The organism is Pseudobacillus sp. 179-B 2D1 NHS, assembly GCF_045370945.1.
GTDB lineage: Bacteria > Bacillota > Bacilli > Bacillales > Domibacillaceae > Pseudobacillus.
Genome location: NZ_JBIQDP010000020.1, coordinates 1 through 19,935, shown reverse-complemented (window position 1 = coordinate 19,935; position 19,935 = coordinate 1). Strand labels below are relative to the sequence as shown.

17 protein-coding genes and 2 pseudogenes are annotated in these 19,935 nt (G+C 34.2%); 7 read left to right on the top strand and 12 right to left on the bottom strand.

Going from position 1 to position 19,935, the window contains the following annotated elements; genetic code table 11:
• The first annotated feature begins 363 nt into the window (after positions 1–363).
• The 3 genes from ACH0BF_RS17940 to ACH0BF_RS17930 all read left to right on the top strand — a co-directional run bounded on the left by ACH0BF_RS17940 (position 364) and on the right by ACH0BF_RS17930 (position 3,220).
• Positions 364–1,659, top strand: a complete 1,296-nt coding sequence (locus tag ACH0BF_RS17940) for an ABC transporter permease (protein ID WP_406909922.1) — start codon at positions 364–366, stop codon at positions 1,657–1,659.
• 262 nt (positions 1,660–1,921) lie between these two features.
• The gene (locus ACH0BF_RS17935; protein WP_406909968.1) at positions 1,922–2,512 is read left to right on the top strand and encodes a recombinase family protein; all 591 of its coding nucleotides are present in this window, start codon (positions 1,922–1,924) and stop codon (positions 2,510–2,512) included.
• Between the two features lie 198 nt (positions 2,513–2,710).
• On the top strand, positions 2,711–3,220 hold the full coding sequence (locus ACH0BF_RS17930; protein WP_406909921.1) for a cysteine hydrolase family protein: 510 nt from the start codon (positions 2,711–2,713) through the stop codon (positions 3,218–3,220).
• 631 nt (positions 3,221–3,851) lie between these two features.
• On the opposite strand, the gene ACH0BF_RS17925 is transcribed toward ACH0BF_RS17930, so the two are convergent.
• The 5 genes from ACH0BF_RS17925 to ACH0BF_RS17905 all read right to left on the bottom strand — a co-directional run bounded on the left by ACH0BF_RS17925 (position 3,852) and on the right by ACH0BF_RS17905 (position 8,340).
• Positions 3,852–5,684 (bottom strand): dihydroorotate dehydrogenase, encoded by a 1,833-nt coding sequence (locus tag ACH0BF_RS17925; RefSeq protein ID WP_406909920.1) that lies wholly within the window; start codon positions 5,682–5,684, stop codon positions 3,852–3,854.
• Positions 5,685–6,288: 604 nt separating this feature from the next.
• Positions 6,289–7,152: a metal-dependent hydrolase gene (locus ACH0BF_RS17920; RefSeq protein ID WP_406909919.1), complete on the bottom strand. Its 864-nt coding sequence runs from the start codon at positions 7,150–7,152 to the stop codon at positions 6,289–6,291.
• A 112-nt stretch (positions 7,153–7,264) separates the two neighbouring features.
• Entirely contained in the window at positions 7,265–7,492 is a 228-nt protein-coding gene (locus tag ACH0BF_RS17915; RefSeq protein ID WP_340856639.1) for a DUF3923 family protein, read from the bottom strand.
• A 227-nt stretch (positions 7,493–7,719) separates the two neighbouring features.
• The gene (locus tag ACH0BF_RS17910) at positions 7,720–7,989 is read right to left on the bottom strand and encodes a hypothetical protein (protein ID WP_406909918.1); all 270 of its coding nucleotides are present in this window, start codon (positions 7,987–7,989) and stop codon (positions 7,720–7,722) included.
• 66 nt (positions 7,990–8,055) lie between these two features.
• Entirely contained in the window at positions 8,056–8,340 is a 285-nt protein-coding gene (locus ACH0BF_RS17905) for a hypothetical protein (RefSeq protein ID WP_340856641.1), read from the bottom strand.
• 428 nt (positions 8,341–8,768) lie between these two features.
• On the opposite strand from ACH0BF_RS17905, the gene ACH0BF_RS17900 reads away from it, so the two are divergent.
• Complete coding sequence (locus tag ACH0BF_RS17900; protein ID WP_406909917.1) at positions 8,769–9,020, top strand: hypothetical protein; 252 nt, start codon at positions 8,769–8,771, stop codon at positions 9,018–9,020.
• 32 nt (positions 9,021–9,052) lie between these two features.
• On the opposite strand, the gene ACH0BF_RS17895 is transcribed toward ACH0BF_RS17900, so the two are convergent.
• Positions 9,053–9,532 carry a GNAT family N-acetyltransferase gene (locus tag ACH0BF_RS17895; RefSeq protein ID WP_406909967.1) on the bottom strand — a complete coding sequence of 160 codons (480 nt, stop codon included), beginning with the start codon at positions 9,530–9,532 and terminating at the stop codon, positions 9,053–9,055.
• Positions 9,533–10,017: 485 nt separating this feature from the next.
• Between ACH0BF_RS17895 and ACH0BF_RS17890 the strand changes: the two are divergent.
• A pseudogene (locus ACH0BF_RS17890) lies at positions 10,018–10,274 on the top strand (transposase); the annotation flags it as partial.
• A gap of 273 nt (positions 10,275–10,547) precedes the next feature.
• On the opposite strand, the gene ACH0BF_RS17885 reads toward ACH0BF_RS17890, so the two are convergent.
• The 6 genes and pseudogenes from ACH0BF_RS17885 to ACH0BF_RS17860 form a co-directional block, all read right to left on the bottom strand.
• Positions 10,548–12,401 carry an ABC transporter permease gene (locus ACH0BF_RS17885; RefSeq protein ID WP_406909966.1) on the bottom strand — a complete coding sequence of 618 codons (1,854 nt, stop codon included), beginning with the start codon at positions 12,399–12,401 and terminating at the stop codon, positions 10,548–10,550.
• A complete protein-coding gene (locus ACH0BF_RS17880; RefSeq protein WP_406909916.1) occupies positions 12,401–13,174 on the bottom strand; it encodes an ABC transporter ATP-binding protein in 774 nt (257 codons plus the stop codon). The genes ACH0BF_RS17885 and ACH0BF_RS17880 overlap by 1 nt, the downstream gene beginning before the upstream one ends.
• 19 nt (positions 13,175–13,193) lie before the next feature.
• Complete coding sequence (locus tag ACH0BF_RS17875) at positions 13,194–13,553, bottom strand: YxeA family protein (RefSeq protein WP_120038705.1); 360 nt, start codon at positions 13,551–13,553, stop codon at positions 13,194–13,196.
• 230 nt (positions 13,554–13,783) lie between these two features.
• Entirely contained in the window at positions 13,784–15,292 is a 1,509-nt protein-coding gene (locus ACH0BF_RS17870) for a HAMP domain-containing sensor histidine kinase (protein ID WP_340856648.1), read from the bottom strand.
• The gene (locus tag ACH0BF_RS17865; RefSeq protein WP_406909915.1) at positions 15,276–15,977 is read right to left on the bottom strand and encodes a response regulator transcription factor; all 702 of its coding nucleotides are present in this window, start codon (positions 15,975–15,977) and stop codon (positions 15,276–15,278) included. Before ACH0BF_RS17865 ends, ACH0BF_RS17870 begins: the two co-directional genes overlap by 17 nt.
• Positions 15,978–16,151: 174 nt before the next feature.
• Positions 16,152–16,714, bottom strand: a pseudogene (locus tag ACH0BF_RS17860) (recombinase family protein).
• Positions 16,715–17,241: 527 nt separating this feature from the next.
• Between ACH0BF_RS17860 and ACH0BF_RS17855 the strand changes: the two are divergent.
• Both ACH0BF_RS17855 and ACH0BF_RS17850 read left to right on the top strand, forming a co-directional pair.
• The gene (locus ACH0BF_RS17855) at positions 17,242–17,691 is read left to right on the top strand and encodes an AraC family transcriptional regulator (RefSeq protein WP_340856652.1); all 450 of its coding nucleotides are present in this window, start codon (positions 17,242–17,244) and stop codon (positions 17,689–17,691) included.
• A 44-nt stretch (positions 17,692–17,735) separates the two neighbouring features.
• Positions 17,736–19,058 carry an ISL3 family transposase gene (locus ACH0BF_RS17850; protein ID WP_340856931.1) on the top strand — a complete coding sequence of 441 codons (1,323 nt, stop codon included), beginning with the start codon at positions 17,736–17,738 and terminating at the stop codon, positions 19,056–19,058.
• Positions 19,059–19,935: the final 877 nt, after the last annotated feature.

Below are 19,935 nucleotides of genomic sequence, written 5' to 3'. Positions count from 1 at the left end.
TCATTCCGACCTTTAGCATTTTCTAGAGTAAAAATTCTTTCACAGCTGTTACATTTAGGACAATAAACAAGAAATAAATGAGAATAAGCCATTAACGATTCACCTATACCATCTAGCACAATAAATTTCCCCTACCGTTCCTTAAACTACGAGTTTTGTTACATATATCTAGCTTGTAAAATATTAACATGTTATCATTTTGCTTAAAGGGCGCTTTTTAATCTTGTTCAGCAATCAGGCTACCTTTAATGGAATAACACTTCTAAACAAAATGGTAATTTATGTTGGTGTAGGTTACATGTACTTCAGCTAATGCAAGCAGGCTTGTGGAAGAACTTTAATATATATGAGTGACATTAAGAAATGAATTCAGGGCTAAGCAATTCATACATTGCAGTGAGGATAGATGAAATGGTTAATGCATCCTATGTTTTTAGTAAAATTCATGAAAGTACAGGTATATTTATGGATATAAAAACATTATGGGGTTTAAGGGTTCAGGAATATTATAGAAAAATGTTCAGGTACTATTCAATAATTGGTGCGAATGTTGTTTATTTTTTTCTGATCATTAGCAGTATCTTTATATATTATTTTAATTTATTTCTTCAGTGGATACCTCCTCAAATATCTGTTGAAGTAATCCTATCACTATTTGTAACCTACATTTTAATACAGACAAAAGTTCGTACATTTACTAAAAGGGCAGATATAATGTTTTTGTTGCCATTAGACTGGGGATTAAAGTCGTATTTTATTAAATCGTTTATATATAATTTTGTTATTGATGTTATTAAATTAGTAAGTTTCATAACTGTTTTTTTATCCCTATTTTTGCACACACCTAATATAAATCTTCCCTTTCTTTTTTTTATAGTGGGGATTGCTGCTTATAACATTTTAATGAAGTGGGATGAACAATGGTTAGAGAACCATGTACAATTTGTGTTACATAGGTTAAATAGGTTTTTTTCAATATATTTAACGTGTTATTTTTTGTTAAAAAATAACTGGATTTTTGCACTTGTTTTAATGAGTGTAAATTTCGTCTATTTAATTTATTTTATAGGAAAAAAAAGAAATTTGAATTGGCAGTGGCTAATAGATGAAGAAGAAAGTGCATTATTACAAAACTTTAAATTTATTAATCTTTTTATGGATGTCCCCAATCTTAAACGTTTTTTTAGGAATAGACGTTTGCTTACTTTGATTCTGAAAAGGTGTATCCCATATAGTCAAAGCAGCACATTCGTATATTTATACTCACACTTGTTTGTAAGATACAATGATTACTTTTACCTTTATTTGAGATTGACTTTAATTGGCATATTTGTTAATTATGCTATACCAACAAGTGGTTGGATTTTTAATCTCCTAATTTTATTTATGACTGGACTTCAAGTAATTCCTTTACAACATGAAATTAAACAAAGTGCATTACTTTACCCTATTTCTAAATCCCAGATAAATAACTCTTTCTTAGTGTTTGTTTTGGTTATATTATATGCACAATTATTTATTCTGTATTTCGCTATGCTTATTCATACTTCTACTGCTAAAATTTACTATCTTTTAATTGGAAGTTTATTTGTTTATGTATTCGTGTATTTCTTTGCATCAAAGAGAGTCAATGTCTCAGGAAGTACCTTAAAAGAATAGCGTGGTATTCAACTATCGGGCGCGTTTGTGAAGTAAGCAACTGGTCCAATTTCTTAATTTTAATGTTGAGAAATTGGACTTTTTATATTGATTTATAGTGCAAAATAGCACTTAAAACGGGTGCAAAATAACTCCAAAAGTGACAAATATTCTCGAAATTTAAGGATTTTCATATCAAAACTTATATCAAAATCTATATTTCTAAAAGGGATGTTTTTTGATAGAAAAGAAGAAAGGAAAATGATTTAAAGGGGAACGTCTTATAATAATTGGGTACGCAAGGGTTAGTATAATTGATCAGTCATTGGATTTACAATTAGACGCCTTGAATGAATTTGGTTGTGATGAAATTTTCAAAGAGAAAGTATCGGGCGTGCAAGACGATCGAGAAGAATTAAAACAGGCATTGAGGATGCTGCGTGCCGGGGATAAGTTTGTGGTCTACAAATTAGACCGTCTGGCTAGGTCCACAAAACGCCGGATTGAGATTGCAGATGAACTATGTGAGAAAGAAGTAGAATTTGTCAGTATTCAAGATAAAATAGATACCGGTACAGCTGCAGGTAAAGCAATGTTTGGAATGTTATCAGTTCTGGCGGAATTTGAACGAGATATTATTCGTGAACGAACGATGGCCGGATTGAAAGCAGCGCGTGCTAGAGGAAGAAAAGACGGACGACCAAAGGTTAATCAGCAAAAGCTGCATCAAGCAATGGCCCTGTATCGTTCGCAAAGAATGAGTGTCAAAGAAATACAGGAAGCGACGGGAGTACCCGCAGCAACCTTATATAGAGGACTTAATCAAGAAAAGACTTTAACAACGACTACTCAAAGTAGAGGAGATAATAAATAAAGTCTTTATTAGTGAGCATTAACTAAAGATTTCTTCTTCTCAACTGTGTACGAATAATAAAGTCATTTAACAAATAAAATAGTTATTTTAAAAAATAATATGAAATTAGAGATTCATATCACCTTTTTATGTTGCTTGTATAGTATATCCCTAATTGATAGAATCATTAGCATATTGCAAAATGAAAGAGGTAAAATAATGGAGACTTGTGCTGATGTTTTAATCGTTATAGATATACAAAATGGTGTTTGTTACAGTGGAGATCATTTATTTGATTTACAAAATTTTCTTAATAAAGTAAATGATAGAATCACTTCATATAGAAAATTACATAAACCAATCATTTTTGTTCAACACTGTGATGAAGAATTAGTACCTGAAGAAGAACCATGGGCTATTCATGCCAATCTAGATGTTCAAGAACAAGATTTTTTTGTAAGAAAAATACATGCGAATTCTTTTTACAAAACAAACTTAAAAAGTCTTTTAGACCAGTTAACTGTACAGAGTATTGAATTTTGTGGTGCTCAAACAGAATACTGTATGGATGCTACGATTAAATTTGCTCATGGATTAGGATACGAAAATTTCATGGTACAGAAAGCAACCTCTACTTTGAATAATCCATTTATGTCTGCAAAAGAGACGATTGATTTTTATGAAAATATATGGAACCATAGATTTTTAAAATTTATAGAAGATAAATGAACGATTATAGAAAATCCTAAAATGAGGATTCATCAGCGAAAAACAACTTTATTGTTCCTTTAAATGAAAGACTATAACAAACTTTTCAGCAACTTCAGGGAACCATCCAACAAGCAGCTCAAATGCTGCAAGGTGTGGGGCAAAACCTCCAATCATTTAATGTCCTTAATCAAATGACTCAACAGATTGACCAATCTCAGCAGCAACTAAAACAATTAAGTTCCCAGCAATCTCAGCAAAACCAACAGAATCAGCAAACAACTTCGTTTAATCAACATTGATCTCTGAAATCATAAAGAAAGATAGGAATATTGTTTAATTACGAAAAGCCCTGTTCACACGGAGCAGGGCTTTTACGCTTTATGGAATCTTATTTATAAAATGAATGAAAAGAACTCTCCTAATTTATTCAGTGATCAAGCCGAATTCTTGGATAAGTAATCGGTTTAATTACTTATCCTTTCATGATGTTCTTTTTGAAATAGCGGAGGCTAAAAGTTCAATGAGTAAAACTAACTTCAAAGATCTTTGATCTCCAGCAAACGGACGTGATTGCATGCTGAGAGGATTTTCTTGTAGATCTATCATTATCTTATGTGAAAGCCGTATCCATTTTTGAGTACAGCTGGCTTTATTTCCTTTTTAAGAAAGGATAAGATAATACTAATCCGAATACATATAAAATGACTAAAAAGTAAACGGGAAGTAAATGTATAAAGGTTGTATATCCAATATATATATGGGTTCCAATCCCAGCTATAAACGCAGGTAATGCCCCGGCAGCAAGGGTATTCCAAACCCATTGTTCCCCTTTTCTGAACCCCCACAAGGAAATCATTAGAACAAGCAAACCAACACTTACAAGGGCACTGCCAAATCCTGCTCGGTCATGTGCAATAAGGGGAATCAAATTGTTACTAATACGATCTAACATCTGAGATGACATGCACAAGAAGCTTAGATCTGTTGGCACAAAAACTTTGGATGCACCTATTGTAGAGATCACTATACCGCCTGCTAATATTAAAAATCCTAGTGTAATAAACATGAGTTGTCCATAAAGGCCGTATTGCCACTCTTTATCATTCTTTCCATGAATGGAGGACGGGGTACCTGTGACTCTTTTTCCTTCCCTAAAACTAAAATAATATATCGGCAATAAGAACAGCCAAAATAAACCGTGTAACCAATCAAAGTAACCGAAGCCGATAAAAAGAAAAATACCAAGAAATCCTATGATTGCTGCACTATGAAAAGCAATCCTTGCCCAATGCATGTTATATTTAATTCCGTGTCGGGCAAGCTGGATATACAATATTCCTCCAGATATCATTGTTCCAGCCAGCGCTATTCTGTCATGTGACATAAATGATAAGATGAGAGGATTTATTTGAAAGATATCGGCTTTTGACAGTCCGATAAACGATTCATCATAAGGGAGGACAATACTTGTGAATGCAATATATAAGGCGATGATTCCTCCAACTAATATGGAGAGACCAAATAGAAATGACCAGTACCAGTTTGGATTTTTAATAGGTTGGACTTTTTCATATAATAATCGTTCATGAATTCGCTTCGGTAACCCTGGCCCAGCTTTTACATATCCATCTGTTAGCATTAACAGATCTGCACCAGCACCAACTAAAGCACAAGCCTCCTCCGGTGTCTCCACTCCACCAGAAGTTATGATCATTAGCTTGGGATGTAAATCTTTAACCTGTTTTACCAATTTAGCTAGGCATTCATTTGCATTTGCAACTTCATGCCAATAACTGCCCTCAATTCGACGAGGAGCCTCTATGACAATACCCCCAATACTTGTATGCTGTATTAATGTCCCTATTTCTGATTTTTTTTCGTTCATTTCTTCAGCAGAAAAAGATACATAAAAAGAATGCTCTAAACATATTAAACTTTCCTCTACGTATGGGATAATCTGCTCGCTTGTTCCGACAAAAGCATCTACAAAAGGTGTTAAATGTTGTACAATTATGTCCCATTCATTTCTTTTTACTTGTGCATCTATCTTGGCAAATACGGGAATTCGAATGTTCAATCTTGTTAGTTTTTTGATCGCCAGTTTGAGAGGAACTTTCTCTTGATGATTAGAAAACAAAATATGACTATTTTCTCTTCTTGGTTTTATTTGATTTTTAGGTTCGTTTAATACGATTGGCCCTATTTCCACAAATCCAAACCCCAACTCTTGGAAGGCTTTAACACCTGACAAATTAGGATCAATATGGCCACTTAATCCAATAGGAGAAGGAAATCTAGTATGATAAATTTCCTTCTGAAATTCCCTTGGGGGATTCATATGCCCTAAAAACCCAATAAGACCTCGACCGCCAGGAGTAGATGCTATTGCACTCATAGATTTATGAAGAAACTCTCTGCTTGTTTTCGGGCTTATTTTATCCAGTAAAAATTTTTTCAATGGATGATAAGACCAGTCTGGCATAAACAACACCTTCTAAACTTTAATTTGGGCTACTCTCTTTACCACTCCGATCTTAAGTCCCTCAATTATTTTTCTTTCTTTAATTCTAGCATGTACAATTACATAGCATAAAATATCCTTCTCTATTATTTAATGTACTGCTGCCGAAGTTCAATAAATGTACCACATCTTTAATGGCCTTTGATCTTCTACAGTGGAGTGGAGTGTAATTACTTAACAATAAGCAGCCGCCTTTTTGCTAGGTAGATCTAAATAGTTCTAAAAATGATTAAATGTAAATAATTTAGCACTCAAGCTTCAAAGTTGGGTATGCAAAATAGCACTTAACAGAAAGGGAATCTCTAATGAAAGCGTTGCTTTAAAGTAAGTTTGATCAAAACTGCCCTATAAGCCAGCATTTTGCTAGAAATAAAAAAGAATCGATTTTGAAAAAAGAGGAATCAAAAATCGATTCTTATCCAGCAGATTTAACGTTGGTTTTTATAAAAAAGATGGATCACTTTCTACCTATGTTATTCATGATGTAGACTAATTTTTTATATATAATGCTGTTCATAAATGACTTGAGAGAAGTAGAATCATCATTAGTTAATCCTACTCCGTTTTATTTTTCAATATATTCAAATAGAAACGACTGTCCATCACGGTAAAAACGTGGATCGTATAATCCCAACATCTTCCCATCATCTACTAAAACAACAAAAGGTGACCATTCATAGAGTGTTTTGGCTTCAGGACGTTGAGAGAATAAATAGTCAAGATCCGCATCTTTATTAGAAAATAAAACAGATTGTTCTTTCTCTTCCTGAAATAGATTATCCTGAAAAATAGTCACGGTATCATTTTGTTTAACAATGACTGAATATGTCCAAGGGACAAAATCAGCAGAAAGAGCGACCTGATCATATTTTTCATCATATTGGTTATAAATGAGGAACCCTTGGGTACTTTGAATAATAAGATGAAGACTCATAAATGCCCAAGCCATTTTAAAATAATAAGGCGACTTTTGTTTGTTTTTTTTCGATAAAATAAAAGCAATCCCCATGGTGATCCAGAATACAAAATCAATAATGGGGATGGTTCCGAAGGTAATTCGATTATTTGAAAAAGGTTCCAAATAACCTGTCCCCCAAGCATTAAACAGATCACTAGTGTCATGAATAAACACAGCCAACCATCCAAGTAAAAATAGCTTTTTATCTTTTATCTTGAAAATGGCAGCACAAATCAAAAAGAATAAGACTGCCCATAGCGGTGTTAGGAAAATAGAATGCGTGATACCTCTATGCCACATCTGATATTGCCCTGAAGTATCCCACAAACGAGAAATAACATCTATATCGGGAATTAAGCTTGCTCCTACCGTTGTCACCAAATAAGCACGTTTATGATTTTTATCCAAGTTTCTTTTATCAACTGCTCCGTACAATGTTAGTCCGAATAAGGTATGAGTAATCGAATCCAAACTACTACCTCCAATATTTTACTTATTCTTATATAGATAAATTGTACTGTGAACAGCCAAACAGGAGATTGAAAAAATAGCCCCTATCCTTTTTCAGGATTGCGCCTTTTGCTTAATTTTTTTTAACCTTTTTCAAATTAACAACCAGCCATACAATCTGTATACTCAGTGGAATTATAAACGCAATCAATAATACTATAAAAGCAACTAGTTTTAGCTCAGGTGTTTGAGTAACACCAGCGCCATCAACCTCTCTTGTCCAAACAACCACTGTTCCTGCTGCAAAAAGGACAACCCAAATAATGTTGGCAATCCACCAAGAAGCCCATCGTTTTTTCACATTATCATTCCTCATTTCTTAAACAATCTGGCTCAGTTGTAGAACACAAGTATAAATAACTATATTATTTTTTAAATGACTTTATTGTAAATTAAAGAACTTTATTATCTCTGCACATCTATGACTTGCCTCTTACGAACTGATCTTCTCTGTTAATTCAATAAACACATAGTAAAATAGCTTAGACTTTATCATTTCGAGTACAACACGATCATCATTATGTGGCATTAGGTCTTATTGCACAAATGTATAAACTCTATATTTTGTTGTATACATGGCACTTTCGACAACCAAATTTTTACTGTTTTTGGTAAAAAAGAGAGAGGCTCCCGCTTGGTCTCACCTGGGATTCCTACAACACTCTCATCAGTGATTTGTAACTTTGCCATGCCAATAGCAAGGGGAACAGGGTTTCCTTCCTGAAATATAATCGGTGAACTTATGAGAAATAAAAGAACAAGTACTGCGATAAAAATCAAAAGCATTCTTTTTATCAAAAAACCCCTCCATGCCCTTCTTCATTAACTAAAAACCGTTTATGTATATAGAAACCGGATATTTTTTTAATTCCTCTTATTTTTTCTTAAAAACAAAGGTGTAAAATAAGTGAGCATAGCTAGTAGTAAGCCAAAGCACAACGATATACTACCAATAATGACAAAGTTATTTATATATGTCTTAATAATCATGTTGTATTGATGAGTATCAGCCATCCCTTCGTTTTGCTTCATCAGCCATGAATCGCCTAAAGAGGTTCCAAAAGAAACACTTGAAAACATTAGAATGAAACCTCCTACTACTAATAAAATTGAAAGAAAAATTAACCCTTTTATATTATCCCTCGACAAATGAATTCCTCCTAATTATCCCACAATCACCACAACCCATATATTACCACAATACCCTCATTTAGTTAATTATTGAAGTTCTTTTCTACCCTTGCACGAATGATTATTGATTTTCCAAATACATGAGCAAGCGAGAAAACTCATGAGAATTCTCATGAGAAAAGTGGAGGTTATCCCTTATATTTGCTAGAATAAAACAACATAAAAAAGTGGGAAATTGGTTAACAACCAGACGGTATATGAATAAGCATTCCCCTCATCTTCTCGTGAAAAAATACAACTTCTGCCTTGTTTCAGATGAATCCATAGAGATTATCCAAAAGATTAGGAACTTGTATTCAGAGGGCAAGAATGTTGAAGAAGTAGATAATGCTTTGTCGAGTCTAAGAGTACCCATAAGTATAACTGTAGAAGAGGATGAGAAACAGGTGAACATAAATCTATCAGAAGTCATACAAAAGCAAGGAGAAGCCTTTGTACAACTTCGAAAAGAGATGAGAAAACAAAGAGAAATGACTGAGAAATTGCTTGAACAGATGAAAAAGCAACAAGAATACATAGACCATAAACTAGAGGCTCGAGATCAGAAGCTTATGGACGCATTAAACCAGAGTTTAGAGATAAGAAAAAAGCTGGAAGTAATTGATTTTCCTAACAGCTGGAACTCTAGTAGACATTGAGATAGCTGTTTCTAATACTTTAACTATGCTCGTTAATCTAACAGTTTAGTGAGAAGGATTTCATCGTGAACTGGGATACCGTCATTACCCAGGTCAGGAATTTCAGGCTTTAGTTTTCTCGCCTCAACAACAGCACCTCTATAAAGTTCTGTTAAATAATAGCCTCGTTTTTGATAAAATTTTAACGCATGTAAATTATCATTCGTGGTGATCAGTTTTATCATATTGCAGCCTTCTTCTTTTGCCGTCTGTTCCACCTTTTGAAGTAAAGCCGATCCAATCCCTTTCCCTTCTTCAATGCTATCTAAAGAAATTATTTCACACTCATTCGAGCCAATAACGTATGTTATGTATCCAACTATTACTTCTTTTTCGTTTACTACGGCAAACCCTTTTAATTTTGTACAATCAAATATCCCGCTCGAAATGACCATTTCCGGGCTTCCCCAATGTTCAATAAAAAAATCATTGACCTTGTTTTCTTGTAGCTGGCTGGCTGATAAAATTCGCATTTTCATTTCCTTTCTTGCTTAATAAGGCATGAAAAATCTTCTGTTACAAATATACACTTAAGTTGTATTCAATTAAATGGCCCATTTGCGGAATAAGAAAAAAACCTGCACTTCAATACAGGATTTTTGATCAAACTTTATTATAAACGATCAGACTTTTTTATAAACGATCAGACTTTTTTATAAATGATCAAACTTTATGTCAAAGTCACATCACAACAGACCTGAGCCTTTTCGCCTCAGTTGCTTAGGCATACTGAAAGGTTTTTGCGCAAAAGTATACTTTTACGAACGTAACCTTATCCTTACAGCGAAAGATTTGTTAAACGATGGTGTTGATTTTTGGGCAAACAAAAAGAACCCTGTCCTGTAGAGTCCTTCTAGTATTCCTTCTTTAACTAAAGCCCCCGTTAGTTTAAGTGCTGGAGTTAGTATAGTTTTGTGGTCACAGTTTAGTTAAGCCCTTACAATCATTTTGAGAGAATGTGTCCGAATGGGAACGTAAGCCTACAGGCAAAAAATATAATGATGACTTTAAGAAAACAATTGTGGATTTATATCCTTCCGGCAGCTCAGTTAAAGAATTAAGCAGCGGATATGGTGTATCAGAAGTAACGATTTATAAATGGGGAAAGACTTTAACCCCATCAATTCGGAGAAAGAGGCCCCGACACCGAAAGAGTTAGCAGATGTTCAGAAAGAAAACCTTCGGTTAAAACAGGAAGTAGAAATCTTAAAAAAGGCTATGGCCATACTTTTTTAGATGTCCAAAATGTAAGGAGTTATTTGAGAATAGTCCAGATAACTAGGTGATTTATGAATGTGAAGTTGAGAAATCTAAATGGATTGTCTGTAAAAGCAATTGTTCTTTAGGGGGTACCACCAGAAAAATGCGAATTTACAACGTTAACAAAGTTCTATATTAAAAAACCCAATTTCTCAGCGTTTACATTGAGAAATTAGGCTTTTTTCTTTCTCCGATAAAGTGCCCGGTTCTTGAATTAATTTATAAAAGTTATATTTTTTTCGGAATAACAAGTCCTTTATATAAATGAACTGTAATAAGATAATAAGCTGTGTAAACGGTCAAAAAAATAACAATTGGTAGCCAGATGCGATAATAAGGATCAATTAAGATAAATCCAAAAATGTTCATTCCTATTAATACATGAGTCATGCCTATAATTGCTGGAACTAAAAATACGATGAATAACTCTTTATAGATGGACTTAATTAATAACTCCCGACGGACTCCGATTTTACGAAGCATTTCATACCGGGTAATATCTGATGTTGCCCCAGATAGGATTTTAAACATTAAACAACTCGCCATCATCGCTAAGAATGCAAACCCTAAAAAGAACCCCATAAATACTGTTCCACTTGCGACTGTGTAGAATTCATTATAGATTTTATATTTACTTAGCATATCATCTGCTTTAACATCCTTATTTTTTGCCAACTGCAATTCATCAAGCTGTTTCCACTCTTTTGTATGTGCAATAAACTCATCTGTTTTGCCAGTAAAAATGATACCTGTTTTGCCTTTTAATTCATGATACATTTTTAGATCTACAATTTTTATTGGCTTATTAAGATCCTCTATATAGATAGGTTGTATATTTGTTAAAGCATCTTCCCATTCATCCGGAATTGTCTTAGTATTTTGCTTGTTTTCTTGACTGTAAACTGAAATAGAGCCCACAGGAAGATCTTCAGAAACACGTTTTAGTTTAACCATATTTTCCTCACCGCTTCTAACATGGATTAATGGCGGATATTTCTCCAGATCTTCTTTAACATAATAAAAGAATTGATCGTCCACTTTATAACGATATTCTCCTTTTTCTTTAAATGGAATATCATCTAGGATTTTCATTTCTTCAGGAGTTGGGTTGTTAATTACTGAATCATATATTTCGAAACGATCAGCGGATGTCATCACATTATTTTTAAAGGCCCATCCACCTGAAATGGCGCCTGCCCCAAGAGCAATTAGCATGGCTACCGTAGACAATACTTTTGTTAAACCGTTGATTCTGAAATTTAATTGTGCCAATGTAAAGGCATTAAGACCTTTTTCGTTGCATGCTTTATTTGCTCTTAGCTTTTTAACAAACAGCGGAAAAAGGGCTTCAAAAAACAAATACGTACCTGCTGTTGTCGAAAGCATAGCGATCATAATTCCAGATTCCTTCAAATTTTCCAAATAGACCATGGATGCATAGCCAATTCCTAATAAGATCAGCGAGAAAAGGGCAACTATACCAGTCATTTTTCCTTTAATAATAATAGAATCAGCGTAAGTATCTCCGTGAACAAGCTGCAGAATTGAAATTCGCGATAATTTAATACTATTCATAATGGCGGATAGAATAAATAACAAAAAGAAGAAGATACAAGTAACGGTCATCGATGGAACGTATATTGCCTGATAACCATTCGCAGTAAAATCAAGCTGCTTCATAAGCAGCTTGCCAATTCCTTGTGCAAGCCCTGAGCCGACTGAAATCCCAATCACCAGTGATACTGTCCCGATAATGATTGTTTCTATAAACATTAGAAGTGTAATCTTATTTTTTTTCGCTCCTAATGTCATGTACATTCCAAACTCTTTCCGCCGAAGGGACATCAAGAAAGAATTCGCATAAAAGATATAGAAAGATGTTATAATGGCAAGTAAGACGGAGCCTGTTTGAAAAACATAGCCGATTGACTTAATCGTTGCGTTTGCTTCAAGAAATGCTTTATTTAGAGCTAGTGTTTGAAACATATAGAAAATGGCAATTGACATAACTAGACCAACAAGCAAAACAATGTAATCTTTTAACTTACTTTTTAGTCCTGATATGGAAAGTTTAAATAACATCATGAACCACCTTCCGCTGTTTGAGTACCTAAGTCTGCAAGTACATCTAAAATTTCTTTATAAAACGCTTCACGTGTACCATTGCGATGAATTTCTTTGTATAATTCCCCATCACGGATAAATAAAATACGCCGACAATAACTTGCACTAAACGAGTCATGGGTAACCATTAGGATTGATACACCTTGTTCTTCATTTAAATTCTCCATCGACCGTAAAAGGCTTGTTGCGTTTTTTGAATCAAGCGCCCCAGTTGGCTCATCTGCTAAAATAATGGCTGGCTCATGGACAATTGCACGTGCTGCTGCTGTACGTTGCTTTTGTCCTCCGGAAACCTCTGCTGGATATTTAGCAAGAATCGCTGCTATCCCTAATGCCCCCGCTACCTTTTCCACTTTCGGCCCAATCTTTCCTGAAGAGACACCTTGAAGTGAGAGTGGCAGTGCAATATTTTCATAAATCGTTAAATTTTCAAGTAAGTTGAAGTCTTGAAAAATAAACCCTAACTTTTGAGATCGGAAGTCAGTGAGTTCACTTTGTTTCATCTTCGTGATATCCATGCCGTCAATTTTAACGGTACCATTTGTAGCTTTATCCAGTGTTGAAATGACATTTAGTAATGTTGTTTTTCCAGAACCAGATGGTCCCATAATTCCAATGAATTCACCATCTTGAATGGAGAAGGATAATCCTTTTAATGCATGTGATTGGTTTTCTCCTTTTTTGCCATATACTTTTTGTACATTTTTAACTTCAACAATTAGTTTCTTCATATTTCCTGCCTCCACTAAGTTATCTTTTCTTTAGCGTTTCTCTTACCTTTTCAGGCACGTCCTTCTCTGCTACTATCTCGTATTCATAAACATATTTTCCTTTTACATGGGCTTTCAAATAACTATTTTTAGAGAAATTTTTAACGGAAGACGTTACTTTAATTTCTCCTACCTCTCCTGACTCATCAACCCCATCTAACATGAACATATATCTATGCTTAAAATTAGGGTCGGTTTTTCCTTCTTTATTTACAAGTACATACACATCTTTTTCTTTAATAAATGGATTAAACCTATCCCGATTTTCCTCTCCAATAAGGGATAATACGCCAATCCCCATAATAATCACTACGAGTGCTCCAAGTAACCATTTCTTCATCTTTTATTTCCACCTTTCTTTGCCTATTAAAATTTTGGGCTTTCTTTGAAACAACATAAGATAATCCAAAGTATAAAATGCATTCCTTAATAAAAGATGAAGAAACTTCTTAAGCTTTTCTTAACAAATGAAAGAAATAACCATTTCTTTTGCAAAAAAAGAACCCTTGCAATGTAAGGGTCCTTGAAAAAACATGCTTTGTTTTGGATGATTCTACTTTAAGGTAACAATTATTGTTCAGGTGACATTGGCAATAAAATAATAAATTGGACAACTCCATTTTCATATTCCGCCTTAATCTCTCCTTCTTGCAGTTCTACAATGCTTTTTGCGATTGCAAGGCCAAGTCCAGAACCCTCAGCCACTCTACTTCTTGAATGATCTCTTTTGTAAAAACGTTCAAATAAGTTTTCTAACTCTTCTTTGGTAAATTCATCGCTTTGGTTGGAGATGGAGACTTCAAGATAATGCTGATGTCTTTGAAGAAAAACCTGAATATCTCCGTTATCTTTGCTATATTTAATGGCATTCATTAGTAAGTTGTCAAACAGTCGTACCGTTTGTTCGGAATCGACAACAGCATATAAAAGCTCATCAGGAAATCTTTTCACAATTGACAAGCCGTGATTTTCCGCTTGCGGTGTGATCTCGTCGATTAATTGGCCTAGGAGTTTATTGATGCATACATCATGTCGAGCTAAGGACATATTTCCATCTATAAGCTTTGTGTACTCAAACAAATCCTCGATTAAATTTTCCAATTGCTGCGATTTTGAAAAGGCAATTTTTATATATTCATTACCTTTTTCTTTATTTTCAAATCTTCCATCACGTAGCAAGCGCAGATAACCCATGATGGAGGTCAGCGGTGTTCTTAAATCATGTGATACATTTGTAATCAATTCATTTTTTTGCTTCTCCAATCTCCGTTCTTTTTCCATTTTGTTCATAAGTTCTTCAGCCATATGATTGATGTGTTCCGTTAATGAGGCAATTTCATCTTGCCCTTTTTGTTCAATACGGTAAGCCAAGTTTCCTTTTGCAATCTCTTTTACACCATGTGCCATTGCTTCAATCTGTTTCATCTTTCTCTTCGTTATAATAAAGAAAGAAAAAATAAAAACAAGCATCCCAATAAAAAATGGAAAAGGGCCTTCTTTTGTACTATAGGTTACCTCTCCTTCTGGAATTCCGCTTACAAACATATATAAGTTCTTATCCTTAATTGTAAGTGGGTAAAACGCAATGAACTCTTTACGCGATTCCCATACTGGTTCCTCCCCACTTGTATACGTTGGGTGGTTTATAGCAAAGGACATAACATTACTAATGGTATCATGCAGATTAATTTGAATTTCCTGTGCTTGTTGTGTTTTATACAATACTTTTCCAGTCTCATCTGTAACAAGCACTTTTAAAACGTTTCTATTTTGTTGTAATAATTCATTTTGTTCATTGATAAATTTTTTTATGGCTCCCATTGTATTTTCTTTAACTGTTGTTTCTGCTGTAATTTTGGCTTGCCAATTAATGCTTTGCATATCACGTCTATAATCAATCGTGGCCTCTTTATTTATGTTTTCAAAAACTGGCGCTGCTATTCTTGATGCAAAAAAACCCAATAATGCACAAACAATAAACGTAGTTATTAACTGAATCCTAATACTCCGGCTTATAGTGGTTATCAGCTTTTCAGTAAGGCGTTTTATAAAATGAATGGGATTAATTTTCTTTTTCAATTTTATATCCCACTCCCCAAACCGTTTTGATATACCTTGGTTTTCTTGGGTTTTCTTCAACCTTTTCACGGATTTTTCGAATATGCACCATGATTGTATTGTCTGATTGAAAAGACGGTTCTTTCCACACTGTTTCATAAATTTGGTCCACACTAAATACGATGCCACGATTCCGGGCAAGAAGTTCTAGGATTGAGAACTCTCTTGGCGTTAGTTTTACTTCCTGATTCCCAACCATTACTTCATGTGTCGATACACTTATTACCATCTCTCCAATTACAATTTCATTTTCCTTCTGAGCCATGCCGCCACTCATCTTCATATACCTGCGAAGCTGTGATTTAATTCGGGCTACCAATTCTAGCGGATTAAAAGGTTTCGTTACATAGTCGTCTGCTCCTGTTGTTAATCCCATAATCTTATCCATATCCTGAGTCTTCGCAGATAGCATAATAATCGGCATTTCAGCTATTTGTCTTACTTTTATACACATATGAATACCATCTATTTTAGGCATCATTATATCAAGTATAATTAAATGCACTTCATTATTTCTCAAAATATCTAGGCCTTCTTCACCATCGCTAGCCAGTAATACTTCGTATCCTTCATTCTTTAAGTAGATTTCTATAAGATCTCTGATTTCCTTTTCATCATCCACTATAAGTATTGTTTCTTTACCCATAAGAAATCCCCCAATTGTCAAAAATACCTTCAAGTGTAAGTTTAAATGGAATTTCTTAAAAAAATAGAAGTAGAATTCTGAAGTATTTCTTAAGATAATAATATGTTGTGCATAAAATATATTTTAAGTTTTATACTTCTTCCACAATCCTGCTCTTAATGGAATGAGGTATAACTATTTGTTCCCTTCCGAAAGCTTTCTGTATAACGAAATCCTAGATACATTTGTAATTTCACAAATTCGTTTTACAGTCATGCCTCCTTCGATATAGAGTTTTATAGCATAATTCATTCCTGCATGGTTTTTATGATATTTCTTTAGCCGGCCTTTAAACTTACTTCTTTCTTAGCCAGATCAATTCCTTCGCGTTTCCCTATGCGGATAAGATCACGCTCTAATTGACTAACACCAGCCATTACTGTAATTAAGAATTGACTGTATAGATTATCCTCTGATAAATCCTTGAGTGATTTTAAGCTGGCCTTTTTATCTCGTATTCATTCAGTCAATTCAAATAAATCTTGTGTGCTTCTAGTGATTTGAGTTAAGTCTGTAACATAAATAATGTCCCCTTCCTGTAAATTCCCTAACATTTTTTGAAGCTGCTTACGATCCTTTGTCGCTCCAGAAACTTTTTCATCAAAAATAATATCCATTCCGATTTCGTATAGTTGCTGAAAATGCCTTGCTATAGCTTTAAAATAAAGCTTAATTGAAATAATGTTATTAACCTTGATAAACGACCAAAAGAAACGAGCATGTTTCGAAACAAAAGATTACTCAAAACATGCTCTTCTTGTGTTAAATTGAATGATTCGTTTATAAAGAAGTTTGATCATTTTTGTTCCTTCTTCAACAAAAGACAACTACAATACTTCATACACTGGACTTTAAAACTTGTTCTAACTTTTTTATTAACGTAACTGAATTTCTATGGAAAGCTTATTGGTCTTTTTCGTTTGTGATATTAAAGCATACCCAAGAAAGACCAGTTACTCTGTTTTTTGCAGAAATACCTTCAAAAGAACAGTAACCATTTTCGTATTCATCTGGACCTACTATACTCCAACCACTAGAAATTTTGGGTCTTCGGAATATATAGTGGAATTACTATTTTAATTACTTGATAAAAATCACATCATAAATCGGATTATATAGTGGAATGATGGATTAATTAAACCATACTGTAGTCAGAATCTTTTAAAAAAGAACTTGAAAAACATTTTAAATCGAATTACCTTATCTAAGAAAGGAGGATTAAAATATGAAAATAACTATTGAAGAATTACCTGAATCAAGGATTGCTTATTTCCGAAATGTTGGGGAGTATGGTGAAAAGCAAAACAAAGAATTAATGGAGAATTTTAAAAAGTGGGCAAAATCGAATGATGTATTTGATAATTCTACAATTTTAGGTATACCGCAAGATAACCCAAACATTACTCCTAAAGAGGAATGTCGTTATGATGTTTGCGTTGTTATAAATAAAGATTTTAATGTGGAAAAACCAGCTCATGTTGGTGAATTTTCTGGTGGGAAATATGCTGTTTTCTTGCTTGACCATACAAAAGAGGCAGTCAGTGAATTTTGGGGCAATATTTTTTCTGAGATAGAAAGAAATAATTTATCAATAAGAGAACAACCAATTATAGAAAGATATACTTCACAAATGATTGATAATCATTTGTGTGAAATATTAGTTCCTATACAGTAACGAAGCAGGGACATTTCCCACCTTCTGTTTAAAGGATGAACAACATAACAGACCTACTATGTCTTGCAGATCTAACTGCAATTGAACCACCACAAGAAAATGACACCGATATGATGTTTAAAGTTGAAGCAGTCGAGCCACCTGAACGTTGTCCTGAATGTGGTTTTGATAAGTTGTACAAACACAGTTCAAGAAAACAACTAATTATGGATTTGCCCATTCGTTTAAAGCGAGTGGGCTTACAATTGAACCGCAGACGATACAAGTGTCGTGAATGCGGATCTACCTTCTGGGAACGCCTAATATCCGTTGATGAAAAACGTAGTATGACCAAAAGGCTTTTAAAGTCCATTCAAGAGCAATCCATGTCTCAGGCCTTTGTAGAAGTCGCAGAAAGCGTTGGTGTTGACGAGAAAACCGTTAGGAACGTCTTTAAGGATTATGTGACACTCAAAGAAAGTGAATACCAGTTTGAGACTCCTAAATGGCTTGGGATAGACGAGATACATATTATTCGTAAACCTCGGCTTGTATTGACTAATGTTGAACGTAGGACTATCTATGACATAAAGCCTAACCGTAACAAGGAAACAGTCATCCAACGTCTTTCAGAAATCAGTGATAGGACTTATATTGAGTACGTCACAATGGATATGTGGAAGCCCTACAAAGACGCAGTGAACACTGTCCTTCCACACGCTAAAGTTGTCGTAGATAAGTTCCATGTAGTTAGAATGGCTAATCAAGCATTAGATAACGTCAGAAAGTCTTTGAAAGCCCAAATGAGCCAAAAAGAAAGACATACCCTTATGCGTGAAAGGTTTATCCTCCTAAAGCGTAAACACGATCTAAATGAACGTGAATTATTCCTCTTAGAGACTTGGTTAGGTAATCTTCCTTCTTTGAAAGAAGCCTATGAACTCAAAGAAGAGTTTTACTGGATTTGGGATACTCCTGATCCAGATGAAGGTCTACTTCGTTATAGTCAATGGAGACACCGTTGTATATCCAGTAACTATAAAAACGCTTATAAAGACCTTGTGAGAGCCGTAGACAACTGGCAAGAAGAAATATTTAACTATTTTGATAAAAGGCTCACTAACGCTTATACGGAGTCAATTAATAGCATTATTAGGCAGGTAGAGCGAATGGGTAGAGGTTACTCTTTTGATGCCTTACGAGCCAAAATTCTGTTTAATGAGAAGCTCCATAAGAAGCGTAAACCACGATTTAATTCGAGTGCTTTTAACAAAGCTATGTTATACGATACTTTCAATTGGTTTGAAGTGACTGATCATGACATTACAGACAACTTCGGTGTCGATTTTTCCACACTTATTAAGAATTTGGAGAAGGGTGATTTATAAGCCCTTTTCCACCATAAAATCCGAATACCCGAAATTTTATTACTCAATTTTAAAGATGTATAAATTGCTAGTGGAAAATTGTTTTGATCTAACGGAGAGGTAAATGTAACTTCGTATTGAGTTTCATCTTTCCAGTACTTCTTACAAGAATGAACTATACAACCATGTTGTAACTCTTAATTCAATTCTCTTTAGGACTCTCAGTGCCTTGTCTTGCGACACTGCATTAATATATGCTCTTCAATTGGAAGATGTTTTGTGCTTCTTAATTTAATTAAACACCTGTTAGCTTAATAATATTGCTATCTTTTTACCTGATCTTTATTGGAATGGATACACCATATTGGCACTTTCACCAGTTCTCCTTCATCTTCCTCGTGACCTGTGAACAGAACCTCAAATACAACAGCGTCTTCTTTGAATCCAACGACTTCAACAAAATTTCTTCAACTTTTAGTGTTTTACCTGTTTGAAGTCCATTCGATAGAAACTCCTTTTTGACGTTATTATCAGCAGAACAAATTTAGCAAAAATAAAGATTCCAATTAAACTTTTTGTTTCAATTTTTTTATCGTTTTAAGAACTTCCTCTCTGTTTTTTGAAAGTTTCAACCATGTTGGCAGTCTGCTTTTAATACTTAGATAATATAATCCAGAGGGTCTTAAATGTTTTTCAATATAATCTTCTATATCATGCAGATGTTCATAATTAACAAACCAAATTTTGTGGCCACAACATTGTGTTTGAAGATATAAAGGTAAGCCAAAATACCAATCAACTCCTAGTTTTTCATCAAACAGTTTGGAGCGTCTACACTTATCTGGACAGAAAAATTAAGGTCACGTACACTTGACCTAAAACAGATGAGGAGCTCCAA

Excerpts from the sequence above, each read along its gene's own strand:
- ACH0BF_RS17925 (WP_406909920.1), bottom strand. The coding sequence starts at position 5,684 with ATGCCAGACTGGTCTTATCATCCATTGAAAAAATTTTTACTGGATAAA.
- ACH0BF_RS17885 (WP_406909966.1), bottom strand. The coding sequence starts at position 12,401 with ATGTTATTTAAACTTTCCATATCAGGACTAAAAAGTAAGTTAAAAGAT.
- ACH0BF_RS17880 (WP_406909916.1), bottom strand. The coding sequence starts at position 13,174 with ATGAAGAAACTAATTGTTGAAGTTAAAAATGTACAAAAAGTATATGGC.
- ACH0BF_RS17875 (WP_120038705.1), bottom strand. The coding sequence starts at position 13,553 with ATGAAGAAATGGTTACTTGGAGCACTCGTAGTGATTATTATGGGGATT.
- ACH0BF_RS17865 (WP_406909915.1), bottom strand. The coding sequence starts at position 15,977 with ATGGGTAAAGAAACAATACTTATAGTGGATGATGAAAAGGAAATCAGA.
- ACH0BF_RS17940 (WP_406909922.1), top strand. The coding sequence starts at position 364 with ATGAATTCAGGGCTAAGCAATTCATACATTGCAGTGAGGATAGATGAA.
- ACH0BF_RS17930 (WP_406909921.1), top strand. The coding sequence starts at position 2,711 with ATGGAGACTTGTGCTGATGTTTTAATCGTTATAGATATACAAAATGGT.
- ACH0BF_RS17855 (WP_340856652.1), top strand. The coding sequence starts at position 17,242 with ATGAAAATAACTATTGAAGAATTACCTGAATCAAGGATTGCTTATTTC.
- ACH0BF_RS17895 (WP_406909967.1), bottom strand. The coding sequence starts at position 9,532 with ATGCGAATTTTATCAGCCAGCCAGCTACAAGAAAACAAGGTCAATGAT.